Annotated in this window: 12 protein-coding genes; 11 read left to right on the top strand and 1 reads right to left on the bottom strand. The window is 65.6% G+C overall.

Annotation, left to right across the window (positions count from 1 at the left end):
* Positions 1–43 precede the first annotated feature (43 nt).
* The 9 genes from V0R62_RS23605 to V0R62_RS23565 all read left to right on the top strand — a co-directional run bounded on the left by V0R62_RS23605 (position 44) and on the right by V0R62_RS23565 (position 10,600).
* Positions 44–739: a response regulator gene (locus V0R62_RS23605; RefSeq protein WP_408005735.1), complete on the top strand. Its 696-nt coding sequence runs from the start codon at positions 44–46 to the stop codon at positions 737–739.
* Positions 723–2,177 carry an ATP-binding protein gene (locus tag V0R62_RS23600; RefSeq protein ID WP_330105437.1) on the top strand — a complete coding sequence of 485 codons (1,455 nt, stop codon included), beginning with the start codon at positions 723–725 and terminating at the stop codon, positions 2,175–2,177. Before V0R62_RS23605 ends, V0R62_RS23600 begins: the two co-directional genes overlap by 17 nt.
* 232 nt (positions 2,178–2,409) lie before the next feature.
* Positions 2,410–3,627: a D-mannose isomerase gene (locus tag V0R62_RS23595; protein ID WP_330105436.1), complete on the top strand. Its 1,218-nt coding sequence runs from the start codon at positions 2,410–2,412 to the stop codon at positions 3,625–3,627.
* A gap of 115 nt (positions 3,628–3,742) precedes the next feature.
* The gene (locus V0R62_RS23590; RefSeq protein ID WP_330105435.1) at positions 3,743–5,029 is read left to right on the top strand and encodes an ABC transporter substrate-binding protein; all 1,287 of its coding nucleotides are present in this window, start codon (positions 3,743–3,745) and stop codon (positions 5,027–5,029) included.
* Between the two features lie 168 nt (positions 5,030–5,197).
* Entirely contained in the window at positions 5,198–6,106 is a 909-nt protein-coding gene (locus tag V0R62_RS23585) for a carbohydrate ABC transporter permease (RefSeq protein ID WP_186713879.1), read from the top strand.
* The gene (locus V0R62_RS23580; protein ID WP_330105434.1) at positions 6,099–6,944 is read left to right on the top strand and encodes a carbohydrate ABC transporter permease; all 846 of its coding nucleotides are present in this window, start codon (positions 6,099–6,101) and stop codon (positions 6,942–6,944) included. Before V0R62_RS23585 ends, V0R62_RS23580 begins: the two co-directional genes overlap by 8 nt.
* 3 nt (positions 6,945–6,947) lie before the next feature.
* Positions 6,948–8,096, top strand: coding sequence for an ABC transporter ATP-binding protein (locus tag V0R62_RS23575; RefSeq protein ID WP_330105433.1), 1,149 nt, complete (start codon positions 6,948–6,950; stop codon positions 8,094–8,096).
* 187 nt (positions 8,097–8,283) lie between these two features.
* Entirely contained in the window at positions 8,284–9,627 is a 1,344-nt protein-coding gene (locus V0R62_RS23570) for a carbohydrate porin (protein WP_330105432.1), read from the top strand.
* A gap of 118 nt (positions 9,628–9,745) precedes the next feature.
* On the top strand, positions 9,746–10,600 hold the full coding sequence (locus tag V0R62_RS23565; protein ID WP_330105431.1) for a D-hexose-6-phosphate mutarotase: 855 nt from the start codon (positions 9,746–9,748) through the stop codon (positions 10,598–10,600).
* On the opposite strand, the gene hexR is transcribed toward V0R62_RS23565, so the two are convergent.
* Positions 10,593–11,456, bottom strand: coding sequence for a DNA-binding transcriptional regulator HexR (gene hexR, locus V0R62_RS23560; RefSeq protein WP_172402443.1), 864 nt, complete (start codon positions 11,454–11,456; stop codon positions 10,593–10,595). The genes V0R62_RS23565 and hexR overlap by 8 nt on opposite strands.
* 191 nt (positions 11,457–11,647) lie before the next feature.
* On the opposite strand from hexR, the gene zwf reads away from it, so the two are divergent.
* On the top strand, positions 11,648–13,117 hold the full coding sequence (gene zwf, locus V0R62_RS23555) for a glucose-6-phosphate dehydrogenase (RefSeq protein ID WP_186734093.1): 1,470 nt from the start codon (positions 11,648–11,650) through the stop codon (positions 13,115–13,117).
* Positions 13,104–13,817 (top strand): 6-phosphogluconolactonase, encoded by a 714-nt coding sequence (gene pgl, locus V0R62_RS23550; protein WP_330105430.1) that lies wholly within the window; start codon positions 13,104–13,106, stop codon positions 13,815–13,817. The genes zwf and pgl overlap by 14 nt, the downstream gene beginning before the upstream one ends.
* Positions 13,818–13,832 lie beyond the last annotated feature (15 nt).

The raw sequence follows: 13,832 nt of genomic DNA, 5'->3' as shown, positions 1-13,832 counted from the left end.
AAGAGGACTGACCATTGTGACCACTGCCGGCAAATCGATCCTGATGGTCGACGACGACCAGGACATCCGCGAACTGTTGCAGACCTACCTCGCCCGCTGCGGCCTGCAGGTCCATGCCGAACCCGATGGCCAGGGCTTTCGTCGCGCCCTGGACGCCAACCCCTATGACCTGGTGATCCTCGATGTGATGCTGCCCGACGAGGATGGCTTCAGCCTGTGCCGCTGGGTACGTGAGCACCCACGCCAGGCGCGGGTGCCGATCATCATGCTGACCGCCAGTTCCGACGAGGCCGACCGGGTCATCGGCCTGGAGCTGGGCGCCGACGACTACCTCGGCAAACCCTTCAGCCCACGTGAACTGCAGGCCCGGATCAAGGCCCTGTTGCGCCGCGCTGATTTCGGCCAGGCGGCGCCGGCCAGTGCGGTGCTGGCCTTCGACGACTGGCGCCTGGACACGATCAGTCATCGCCTGTTCCACCGCGATGGCGAGGAGGTGATCCTCTCCGGCGCCGACTTCGCCCTGCTCAAGCTGTTCCTCGACCATCCGCAGCAGATCCTCGACCGCGACACCATCGGCAACGCCACCCGCGGGCGCGAGCCGATGCCGCTGGACCGTATCGTCGACATGGCTGTCAGCCGCTTGCGTCAGCGCCTGCGCGACACGGAAAAACCCCCTCGGCTGATCCGCACCGTACGCGGCAGCGGCTACCTGCTGGCGGCCAATGTCTGCCCGGCCTAGCGAGCGCCGCTGGCGTCTGCTGCCGCGCTCGCTGCTGGGGCGCATGCTGCTGCTGACCTTGCTGGTGGTTTTGCTGGCCCAGGGGCTGTCGAGCCTGATCTGGGTGGCGCAACTGCGCGCCAGCCAGCTGCAGGGCCTGCGTGCCAGCGCCGGCAGCCTGGCTCACTCGATGAGCGCCAGCGTCAGCTACTTCCGTTCGCTACCGGTGGCCTACCGGCCCATGGTCCTCGATCAGTTGCGCAGCATGGGCGGCACGCGCTTCTTCGTCTCGCTCAACGTCAAGCCGCTGGAGATGCCGGTGCTGCCGATCACCTCGCGCAAGCAGGCGGTGATCGACGTGTTCCAGGAGGTGTTGCACGAGCGCCTGGGCCAGCAGATGGAGATTTCCGTCGAGTTCGTCAGCCCCGACGACCTGCGGATCTTCAACAGCGGCCTGAAACTCGATGAGCTGCCTCGTTCCTGGGCGCACTACTCGCTGACCCTGGAACCGCTCAATCCGCCGGTGCTGGTGACCCAGATCCGCCTGGGCGAGGGCGAGTGGCTGTACATTGCCTCGCTGCTGCCCGAGCCCTACACCAGCCTCGAGGCCGAGCGCCTGCCGCGCCAGCAGATTGGCTTCATCGCCATGACCACCGCCCTGCTGTTGCTGTTCATCGGCCTGTTGGTGCACTGGCAGAGCCGGCCGCTCAAGCGTCTGGCGCGGGCGGCGCGGGAAATGTCGCTGGGCGCCGACGTGGCCCCGGTGGCCGAGGGCGGCGGCAGTGAAGTGGTCGAGGTGGGGCGGGCGTTCAACAGCATGCGCGAGCGCATCAGCCGTTACCTCACCGAGCGCTCCCAGTTGTTCAGCGCCATTTCCCATGACCTGCGTACGCCGATCACGCGTCTGCGCCTGCGGGTCGAGCTGCTCGAGGACGAGAAGCTGCAAGCGAAATTCAGTCGCGACCTCGACGAACTGGAGCTGCTGGTCAAGGGTGCGCTGCAGTGCGTGAAGGACACCGATATTCACGAGAACATCGAGCCGATCGACCTTAACCAGGTGCTGGAGATGCTCGCCGAACCTTACCTCGGCGACGGCCGCATCACCCTCGAGGGACAGGCGCTGGCGCCGTATCCCGGCAAGTCGCTGGCCCTGCGTCGCTGCATCGGCAACCTGATCGACAACGCCATCAAGTACGGCGAGCGGGCGCACCTGCGGATTATCGACAGCGCCGAGAGCTTCGTCCTGCAGGTGGACGACCAGGGGCCGGGGGTACCGGAGCAACGTCTTGAGCAGGTGTTCGAGCCGCACTTCCGGCTGGCCGGACAGCAGCAGGGCTATGGGTTGGGGCTGGGGATCGCGCGCAACATCGCCCACAGCCATGGCGGCGAGGTGAGCTTGTTCAATCTGCGTGAAGGGGGATTGCGGGTGACCTTGTACCTACCCCGTACGGCCGATTGACACGATTCCCTGTAGGAGCGGCCTTGCCGAGGCGTCGGACCGGCCGGAAAGGGCCGCAAAGCGGCCCCAGGGATCTGAAATTGCTGGGGCTGCTTCGCAACCCTTTCGCGGCACAAGGCCGCTCCTACAGAGGACTGATGTCACTGCATGGTGACAATTCGGCAGGCCTTCGTGACATGCCAGCCAGGACGGCTGACTAGAATCGGCTGACAACAACAAGGAGGGTGCACCCATGGCCATCAGCTGGCTCGACTCCCCGACACACCATGCCTGGCTCGACGCCGAGGCCCTGCGCCTGCTCGCCTTCGCCAGGGCTTCGCGCCTGCCCCAGGGGTTCGGCAACCTCGACGACGAAGGCCGCCTGCCCCGTTGCGCCCTGGCCGAGACCATGAACACCGCGCGCATGACCCACAGCTTCGCCCTGGCGCATATCCAGGGTGTTCCGGGGTGCCGCGGGCTGGTCGAGCATGGCGTCGAGGCCCTGCTGGGCCCGCTGCGTGACCAGGAGCACGACGGCTGGTACGCCCAGCCCGAAGGCCACGGCGACACCGGCAAGGCCGCCTACCTGCATGCCTTCGTCGCCCTTGCCGCCAGCTCGGCGGTGGTAGCGGGTGTCACGCAGGCCCAGGCACTGTTGGATGCCGTGGTCCGGGTCATCGAGCAGCACTTCTGGTGCGAGGAGGAGGGCGCCTTGCGTGAGTCGTTCTCCCGCGACTGGCGGCAGGCGGAGGCCTACCGTGGCGCTAACAGCAACATGCACGGCGTCGAGGCGTTTCTTGCCCTGGCCGATGTCATCGGCGACGTGCGCTGGCTGGAGCGTTCGCTGCGCATCGTGCAGCGTTTGATCCTGGCCCAGGCCGCCGCCGACGGTTTCCGGGTCACCGAGCATTTCGACGAGCACTGGCAGACAGTGCCCGACTACAACCGCGACAACCCCGCCGACGGCTTCCGCCCCTACGGCACCACGCCCGGCCATGCCTTCGAATGGGCACGCCTGGTGTTGCACCTGGAGGCGGCCCTGCAACGGGCGCAACTGCCTGCGCCCGAGTCCTTGCTGCCTGCCGCCAGAGGCTTGTTCGACAGCGCCTGCCGCCATGCCTGGCAAGCCGATGGCGCGCCGGGGCTGGTCTACACCCTGGACTGGCGCAACCGCCCGGTGGTGCGCGAGCGCCTGCACTGGGTGCATGCCGAGGCCAGCGCCACCGCCGCGGCCCTGTTGCGGCGTACCGGCGAGGCTCAATACGAACATTGGTATCGCAGCTTCTGGGACTTTATCGCCAGCCACTTCATCGACCGCGGCCACGGCAGCTGGCACCACGAGCTCGATGCGACCTTGCTGCCCAGTGCGCGGATCTGGGGCGGCAAGCCCGACCTCTACCACGCCTACCAGGCCCTGCTGCTGCCGCGCCTGCCGCTGGCGCCGAGCCTGGCCACGGCCCTGGCTATGTAACCAGATGATGACATTCGCGCATCCGTTCGTTACCTGACGACGGACGCGGGCTCCTTACACTCAATGCCATGCAAGCGACAGTCTTGCCTCGCATAACAACAAGAAAGGTATTCCCATGCATTCGACGCTTCGTCTCGCCGCCGCGATCTCCTTTGCCTCCCTGTTCTCCCTCAGTGCCCAGGCCGCCGATTCCAAAGGCAGCGTGGAGGTCGTCCATTGGTGGACCTCCGGCGGTGAAAAGGCCGCGGTCGATGTGCTCAAGGCCCAGGTCGAGAAGGACGGTTTCACCTGGAAGGACGGTGCCGTGGCCGGCGGTGGTGGCGCCACCGCCATGACCGTGCTCAAGAGCCGCGCCGTGGCCGGTAACCCGCCTGGCGTGGCGCAGATCAAGGGCCCGGATATCCAGGACTGGGCCGCCACCGGCCTGCTCGACCCTGACGTGCTCAAGGACGTGGCCAAAGCGGAGAAGTGGGACAGCCTGCTCGACAAGAAGGTCGCCGACACCGTCAAGTACGACGGCGACTACGTGGCCGTGCCGGTGAACATCCATCGCATCAACTGGTTGTGGATCAACCCGGAAGTGTTCAAGAAGGCCGGCATCGACAAGGCGCCGACCACCCTCGAAGAATTCTATGCCGCCGGTGACAAGCTCAAGGCCGCCGGCTTCATCCCGCTGGCCCACGGTGGCCAGCCGTGGCAGGACAGCACCGTGTTCGAGAGCGTGGTGCTCTCGGTAATGGGCGTAGAAGGCTACAAGAAAGCGCTGGTCGAACTGGACGAAAAGGCCCTGACCGGCCCCGAGATGGTCAAGGCGCTCACCGAGCTGAAGAAAGTCGCCACCTACATGGACCCTGACGGCAAGGGCCAGGACTGGAACCTGGAGGCGGCCAAGGTTATCAACGGCAAGGCCGGTATGCAGATCATGGGCGACTGGGCCAAGAGCGAATGGACCCTGGCCAAGAAGACCGCCGGCAAGGACTACCAGTGTGTGGCCTTCCCCGGCACCGACCAGGCCTTCCTCTACAACATCGACTCGCTGGTGGTGTTCAAGCAGAAGGACAAGGGCACCGCGGCGGGCCAGCAGGACATCGCCCGCAAGGTGCTGGGCGAGGAGTTCCAGAAGGTCTTCAGCATCAACAAGGGCTCGATCCCGGTGCGTAACGACATGCTCGCCGACATGGGCAAGCATGGCTTCGACAGCTGCGCCCAGACCGCGGCCAAGGACTTCCTGGCCGACGCCAAGACCGGCGGCCTGCAACCGAGCATGGCGCACAACATGGCCACCACGCTGGCGGTGCAGGGGGCGTTCTTCGATGTGGTGACCAACTACATCAACGATCCGAAGGCCGATCCTGCGGATGCGGCGAAGAAACTGGCCGCAGCAGTCAACGCCGCCAAGTAGTCAGGCGCCTGTGTAGGAGCGGCCTTGCCGGGGCGCCGGACCGGCCGGAAAGGGCTGCATAGCAGCCCCTGGCCTCTCCGGTTGTTGTCGGGGCCGCGCTGCGGCCCTTTCGCGGCGCAAGGCCGCTCCTGCACGGTTATCTGCCTTTCTCGAAACGAGATCTGAACCATGACCACAGCAACCGCCCGCCTGCGGGCCTCCCCCCTGGACGCGCTGCAGCGCTGGCTACCGAAGCTGGTGCTGGCGCCGAGCATGTTCATCGTCCTGGTGGGCTTCTACGGCTACATCCTGTGGACCTTCGTCCTCTCGTTCACCACCTCGACCTTCCTGCCCACCTACAAGTGGGCGGGCCTGGCGCAGTACGCCCGGCTGTTCGACAACGACCGCTGGTGGGTGGCGAGCAAGAACCTGCTGTTGTTCGGTGGCCTGTTCATCGGCATCACCCTGGCCATCGGCGTGTTCCTCGCCGTGCTGCTCGACCAGCGCATCCGCCGTGAAGGATTCATCCGCACCATCTACCTCTACCCCATGGCCCTGTCGATGATCGTCACCGGCACCGCCTGGAAGTGGCTGCTCAACCCCGGCATGGGCCTGGACAAGCTGCTGCGCGACTGGGGCTGGGAAGGCTTTCGCCTGGACTGGCTGATCGACCCCGACCGCGTGGTCTACTGCCTGGTGATCGCTGCCGTGTGGCAGGCCTCGGGTTTCATCATGGCGATGTTCCTCGCCGGCCTGCGCGGTGTCGACCAGTCGATCATCCGCGCCGCCCAGCTCGATGGCGCCAGCCTGCCACGGATCTACTGGACCGTGGTGCTGCCCAGCCTGCGTCCGGTGTTCTTCAGCTCGCTGATGATCCTCGCGCACATCGCCATCAAGAGCTTCGACCTGGTGGCGGCGATGACCGCCGGTGGTCCGGGCTACTCCTCGGACCTGCCGGCCATGTTCATGTACTCGTTCACCTTCAGCCGTGGACAGATGGGCATGGGCTCGGCCAGCGCGATCCTGATGCTCGGCGCGATCCTGGCGATCCTGGTGCCGTACCTGTATTCCGAATTGCGGGGCAAACGCCATGACTAGCCTGACCGACAAACCCGTACTGAACCTCAGCCGCATCGCCATCCATGCCGTACTGCTGCTGGCCGTGCTGCTGTACCTGGTGCCGCTGGTGGTGATGCTGCTGACCAGCTTCAAGAGCCCCGAGGACATCGGCAGCGGCAACCTGCTGAGCTGGCCGACCGCGTTCACCGCCATCGGCTGGAGCAAGGCCTGGGCCACGGTCAGCGGTTACTTCGTCAATTCGATCCTGATCACTGTGCCGGCGGTGCTGATCTCCACCGCCATCGGCGCGCTCAATGGCTATGTGCTGTCGATGTGGCGCTTCCGTGGCTCGCAGCTGTTCTTCGGCCTGTTGCTGTTCGGTTGCTTCCTGCCGTTCCAGACCGTGCTGCTGCCGGCCTCGTTCACCCTCGGCAAGCTGGGCCTGGCCAGCACCACCAGCGGGCTGGTGCTGGTGCACGTGGTGTACGGCCTGGCCTTCACCACGCTGTTCTTTCGCAACTACTACGTGAGCATCCCCGAGGCGCTGGTCAAGGCCGCGCGCCTGGACGGCGCCGGGTTCTTCACCATCTTCGGGCGGATCATCCTGCCGATGTCGACGCCGATCATCATGGTCTGCCTGATCTGGCAGTTCACCCAGATCTGGAACGACTTCCTGTTCGGCGTGGTGTTCTCCAGCGGCGACTCGCAACCGATCACCGTGGCCCTCAACAACCTGGTCAACACCAGCACCGGGGCCAAGGAATACAACGTCGACATGGCCGCGGCGATGATCGCCGGGCTGCCGACGCTGCTGGTCTACGTGGTCGCGGGCAAGTATTTCGTGCGCGGGCTGACCGCCGGCGCGGTCAAGGGGTAAGTCATGGCAACACTCGAACTTCGCAATGTGCACAAGACCTACGGCGTGGGCCTGCCGGACACGCTCAAGGACATCCAGCTGGCGATCAAGGACGGCGAGTTCCTGATCCTGGTCGGCCCCTCGGGCTGCGGCAAGTCGACGCTGATGAACTGCATCGCCGGCCTGGAAAGCATCAGCGGCGGGGCGATCCTCATCGACGACGAGGACGTCAGCGGCATGAGCCCGAAGGATCGCGACATCGCCATGGTGTTCCAGTCCTACGCGCTGTACCCGACCATGAACGTGCGCGACAACATCGCCTTCGGCCTGAAGATCCGCAAGATGCCCCAGGCCGCCATCGACCAGGAGGTGGCACGGGTCGCCAAGCTGCTGCAGATCGAGCACCTGCTCGAGCGCAAGCCCGGGCAGCTGTCCGGCGGTCAGCAGCAGCGCGTGGCCATGGGCCGGGCGCTGGCGCGGCGGCCGAAGATCTACCTGTTCGACGAGCCACTGTCGAACCTCGACGCCAAGCTGCGGGTGGAGATGCGCACCGAGATCAAGCTGATGCACCAGCGCCTGAAAACCACCACGGTGTACGTCACCCACGACCAGATCGAGGCGATGACGCTTGGTGACAAGGTGGCGGTGATGAAGGACGGCATCATCCAGCAGTTCGGCACGCCGCAGCAGATCTACAACGATCCGGCCAACCTGTTCGTCGCCAGCTTCATCGGTTCGCCGCCGATGAACTTCATCCCGGTGCGCCTGACGAAGCAGGACGGCCGCGTGCTGGCGCTGCTCGACAGCGGCCAGGCGCGCTGCGAGCTGCCGCTGGGCGTGGCGGCGGACGAGCTGGAAGGCCGCGAGATCATCCTCGGCGTGCGCCCGGAGCAGATCGCCTTGGGGGCGGAGCAGGGCAATGGCCTGCCGGGCATCCGCGCCGAAGTACAGGTCACCGAACCCACCGGCCCGGACCTGCTGGTGTTCGTCACCCTCAACCAGACCAAGGTGTGCTGCCGCCTGGCGCCGGATGTGGCATGCCGGGTCGGCGACAGCCTCAACCTGCAGTTCGACCCGGCGCGGGTGCTGCTGTTCGACGCCAGCAGCGGCGAACGCCTGGACCTTGCCGCCACCGCCGTAAAGGACAACGTGACTCGCTTCAAAGGCCGCTAAACCGGACGCGGTCCCTGTAGGAGCGGCCTTGCGTCGCGAAAGGGCTGCGTAGCGGCCCCGGGATCTGAGCAACCCGCACAATCGCTGGGGCTGCTCTGCAGCCCTTTCGCGACACAAGGCCGCTCCCACAGAAAAGACCTGGCCGTTGATTCGTTCTGTTAATAACAAGAAAAGAGGACGCAAAGGGATGGAACATCGCAATCGCATCAGGACGCTGGGTTCACTGGCACTGCTGGCCGTGGTCGGCAGCAGCGGGGCCCAGGCCGCCGAGGCTTTCTCGTCGGAATCGAAATGGATGACCGGCGACTGGGGCGGCACCCGCACCGAGTTGCTGGAGAAGGGCTACGACTTCACCCTCGACTATGTCGGCGAGGTGGCCGGCAATCTGCACGGCGGCTACAACGACGACAAGACCGCGCGCTACAGCGACCAGTTCGCCCTGGGCGCGCACCTGGACCTGGAGAAGATCTTCGGCTGGAAGGACACCGAGTTCAAACTGGCGATCACCGAACGTAGCGGCCGCAACTTGTCCAACGACCGCATCAGTGACCCGCGCGCCGGGCAGTTCAGCTCGGTGCAGGAAGTCTGGGGCCGGGGCCAGACCTGGCGCCTGACCCAGATGTGGATCAAGCAGAAGTACTTCGACGGCGCGCTGGACGTGAAATTCGGCCGCTTCGGCGAGGGCGAGGACTTCAACAGCTTCCCCTGCGACTTCCAGAACCTGGCGTTCTGCGGCTCGCAGGTGGGCAACTGGGTCGGCGGCATCTGGTACAACTGGCCGGTCAGCCAGTGGGCGCTGCGGGTCAAGTACAACATCACCCCGGAATTCTTCGTCCAGGTCGGCGCCTACGAGCAGAACCCGTCGAACCTTGAGACCGGCAACGGCTTCAAGCTCAGCGGCAGCGGCACCAAGGGCGCGATCCTGCCGGTGGAGGCGGTGTGGTCGCCCAAGGTCAATGGCCTGCCGGGCGAGTACCGCCTGGGCTACTACTACAGCACCGCCAAGGCCGACGACGTCTACGACGACATCAACGGCAACCCGCAGGCGCTGACCGGCGCGGCGTTCAAGTCGCACTCCAGCAAGCACGGCTGGTGGGTGGTGGCGCAGCAGCAGGTCACCGCCCATGCCGGCGACGTCAATCGCGGCCTGAGCCTGTTCGCCAACTTCACCGTGCACGACAAGGCCACCAACGTGGTCGATAACTACCAGCAGGTCGGCCTGGTCTACAAGGGCGCCTTCGACGCCCGGCCCAAGGACGACATCGGCTTCGGCATCGCCCGCATCCACGTCAACGACGACGTGAAGAAGCGTGCCGAGCTGCTCAATGCCCAGAGCGGTATCAACGACTACGACAACCCGGGCTTCGCGCCGCTGCAGCGCACCGAGTACAACGCCGAGCTCTACTACGGTTTCCACGTCACCAACTGGCTGACCGTGCGCCCGAACCTGCAGTACATCAAGAGTCCGGGCGGTGTGGACGAGGTGGATAACGCGCTGGTCGCGGGGTTGAAGATTCAGTCGTCATTCTGAGAAAAATTGTTGTAAATTTACGCCATCCATCTCGACCTCCCGCTAACCACTGGCCAGCAGTGGTTAGCGGGCACGGGTCGAGACAGCGCTATCTCGAACAACAAAAGAGCTCGGAACCATGCCTGAACATCCGCTACATCGCTTCTTCACCTCGCAACGGCCCAGGCCGACCTTCGAGTGGGAGCGTTACCAGCAGCGCGATGTGCTGATCATCGACCACCCCTGCTGCCAGGCGGTGTTCAGCCGTCAGGGCGCGCAGCTGCTGCATTTCCAGCCTGCCGGCGAAAAGCCCTGGCTGTGGTGCGCCGAGCAGTGGCCGCAGGTGGGCGCCATCCGTGGGGGCGTGCCGGTATGCTGGCCATGGTATGGCCGTCACCCCAGCGAGGACCTGTGGCCGGCCCACGGCTGGGCGCGCCTGCTGGACTGGAAGCTGGTGGACAGCAGTGAGGATGATGAGGGCGTGACCCTGAAGTGGCGCCTGGACCTGTGCGACTGGCAGGTCGACCTGCACGCCCGGCTCGGCGCGAGCATGGAGCTGAGCCTGAGCACCGAGCACCAGGACAGCGAGCCCTGCCAGCTGAGTCATGCGCTGCTGGCCTACTGGCGAATCAGCGACGTGTCGAAGATAGCGCTGTCCGGGCTCGAGGATATCCAAGGCTACGATCGCCTCAATCGCCAGGCCTGCCGTGAGGATGGCGCGCTGACCCTCAAGGGCGGTTGCCAGAAAGTCTACCCGGGCACACCCAAGGTGCAGTTGCAGGATCCGGACTGGCAGCGCGAGCTGTGCATCGACACCGGCGACAGCGACGACACCGTGGTCTGGCACCCGGGCAATCGCCCGTTGATGGGCGTGACCGGGCGTGAATGCCAGGGCTTTGTCTGCGTCGAGGCGGCCAGCGGCAGTGGCGAGGGCCTGAGCCTGGCGCCGGGGGAGCGGGCGCACCTGCGACTGCAGGCGCACCGGCTCAGTTGAGGTCGTCGTCCTCGATCGGGTAGCGACTGGCGTTGAGGCTTTCCTTGATCTTGCGCAGGTGCGGCTGGAAGTCCACGCCGCGGCGCAGGGTCATGCCGGTAGCCAGCACGTCGAGCACGGTGAGCTGGATGATCCGCGAGGTCATCGGCATGTAGATGTCGGTGTCTTCCGGCAGCGGAATGTGCAGGCTCAGGCTGCAGGCCTGGGCCAGGGGCGAGCCGGCGGCGGTCAGGCCGAGCACCGAGGCGCCGTTTTCCCGGGCCAGGCGCGCCACCTCGACCAGTTCGCGGGTGCGCCCGGTGTAGGAAATGATTACGAACAGGTCGCCGGTGTGGGCCACCGAGGCCAGCATGCGCTGCATCAGCACATCGGCATGGGCCGACACGGCGAGGTTGAAGCGGAAGAACTTGTGCTGGGCGTCGAGGGCCACGGGGGCCGAGGCGCCGAGGCCGAAGAAGTGGATCTGTCGGGCCTGGATCATCATGTCCACGGCGCGGCTGACCTGCTGCGGGTCGAGCGCCTGGCAGGCGCTGTCCAGCGAGGCGATGGCGCTGCCGAAGATCTTCTGGGTGTAGGCGGCCGGATCGTCGTCGGCCTCCACCGCGCGGCTGACATAGGCGGCGCCGCTGGCCAGGCTCTGGGCCAGCTGCAGCTTGAGCTCGGGGTAGCCGCTGACGCCGAACGAGCGGCAGAAGCGGTTGACCGTCGGTTCGCTGACCTTGGCCGCCTGGGCCAGGGCGGCGATGCTGAAGCGGGTGGCCTGTTGCGGGTTGAGGAGGATGACTTCGGCGACTTTGCGTTCGGCCTTGTTCAGCTCGTCGAGGCGGCCCTGGATCTGTTCCAGGAGGTTGCGCACGCGGTCCATGGTGTGTCCTTGGGTCGGGAAGCTGGCTTTTTGCGGTGGCGTGTATCGTACTGTCGGTAAGATTGTCACACCACTTGTCTGTAATGGCTGTATTGGATGTTGTGGTTTTTACTACATTAACCCTTGAAAAGCAGGGTTGAAACCGGTATTCCTAGTCCAACATTTATAAAAGAACCAACATCATGGCCGCGATCAGTGTCGAACCCTGCACCTTCGCCCTCTTTGGCGCCCTCGGCGACCTGGCATTGCGCAAGCTGTTTCCCGCGCTGTACCAGCTCGACCGCGCCGACCTCCTGCACCCGGACACCCGCCTGCTGGCCCTGGCCCGCGAGCCGGGCAGCGTGCAGGAACACCTGAACAACATCGAAGCCCACCTGCGCCGCCATGTGCCGGAGGCCGAGATCGATGCCGCTTCCCTGGGGCGCTTCCTCGGGCGCCTGAGCTACCTGCACCTGGACTTCGTCGAACCCGAGGGCTACCAGGCCCTGGCCGAACAGGCGCCGAGCGGGCAGCCGCTGATCGCCTACTTCGCCACGGCCGCGGCGGTCTACGGCGCGATCTGCGAGAACCTCGACAAGGCCGGCCTGGCCTCGCGCACCCGAGTGGTGCTGGAAAAGCCCATCGGCCACGACCTGGAGTCGTCGCGCCGGGTCAACGACGCCGTGGCGCGGTTCTTCCCCGAGAGCCGGGTCTACCGCATCGACCACTACCTGGGCAAGGAGACGGTGCAGAACCTGATCGCCCTGCGTTTCGCCAACAGCCTGTTCGAAACCCAGTGGAACCAGAATTCCATCTCCCATGTGGAGATCACCGTCGCCGAGAAGGTCGGCATCGAGGGCCGCTGGGGTTACTTCGACAAGGCCGGCCAGCTGCGCGACATGATCCAGAACCACCTGTTGCAGCTGCTCTGCCTGATCGCCATGGACCCGCCCAGCGACCTGTCGGCCGATAGCATCCGCGACGAGAAGGTCAAGGTGCTCAAGGCACTGGCGCCGATCACTGGCGAAGGCCTGAGCACCCATGTGGTGCGCGGCCAGTACATTGCCGGCTTCAGTGACGGCAAGCCGGTGCCGGGCTACCTGGAAGAGGACAACGCCAACGCCCAGAGCGACACCGAGACCTTCGTCGCCCTGCGCGCCGATATCCGCAACTGGCGCTGGTCGGGGGTGCCGTTCTACCTGCGCACCGGCAAGCGCATGCCGCAGAAGCTGTCGCAGATCGTCATCCATTTCAAGGAAACCCCGCACTACATCTTCGCCCCGGAACAGCGTTTGCAGATCGGCAACAAGCTGATCATCCGCCTGCAGCCGGACGAAGGCATTTCGCTGCGGGTGATGACCAAGGAGCAGGGCCTGGACAAGGGCATGCAACTGCGCAGCGGCCCGCTGCAACTGAACTTCTCCGACACCTGGCGCAGCGCGCGGATTCCGGACGCCTATGAGCGTCTGCTGCTGGAAGTGATGCGCGGCAACCAGAACCTGTTCGTGCGCAAGGACGAGATCGAATACGCCTGGAAATGGTGCGATCAGCTGATCGCCGGCTGGAAAACCAGCGGCGACGCGCCCAAGCCCTATGCGGCCGGTTCCTGGGGGCCGATGAGCTCGATTGCATTGATCACTCGCGATGGGAGGGCCTGGTATGGCGATATCTGAACTGCAACTGCCGGCGACGGTTAAGGCGCATCAGCTGGCTGATGCGAAAACCCTGGCGGCGACCCTGGCCCGTGATGTGGCCGAGCGCCTGCGCCAGGCCATCGCCAGCAAGGGCCAGGCCTGCGTGGTGCTGTCCGGCGGCCGCAGCCCGGTGCCGTTTCTCGAGAAACTGGCGGCAGAGGTGCTGGACTGGTCGAAGGTCACCGTGAGCCTGGCGGACGAGCGCTGGGTGCCGGTGGAACACGAAGACAGCAACGCCGGCCTGCTGGCCCGCCACCTGCTCAAGGGCGGGGCGGCCAAGGCGCGCTTCATCGGCCTGTACCAGAGTGCCGCGACCCTGGAGGCTGCCGCCGAGCAGGCTGACCAGGTGCTCGCCGACCTGCCGCCGATCGATGTGCTGGTGCTGGGCATGGGCGACGACGGCCACACGGCCTCGCTGTTCCCGGCCAGCCCCAACCTGCGCCAGGGCCTGGCCAAGGTCGGCGAGCGTCGTTGCCTGCCGATGCTGGCGCCGAGCGTGCCGCACCAGCGCCTGAGCATGACCCGCGCGCTGCTGGCCAGCGCCGGCTTCATCGCCCTGTCCGTGCAAGGCGCGGGCAAGCTCGCCACCCTGCGTGCCGCCCTGGCGGCCGAAGACCCTACCGAAATGCCGATTCGCGCTTTTCTTCACGACCCCCTGGACATCTACTGGTGCCCATGAGCCAAGGACCCATTG

This window comes from Pseudomonas carassii (genome assembly GCF_036324045.1).
Taxonomy (GTDB): Bacteria; Pseudomonadota; Gammaproteobacteria; order Pseudomonadales; family Pseudomonadaceae; genus Aquipseudomonas; species Aquipseudomonas peradeniyensis.
The sequence above is the reverse complement of the archived record's forward strand: the minus strand, read 5'-3'. Positions and strand labels throughout refer to the sequence as shown.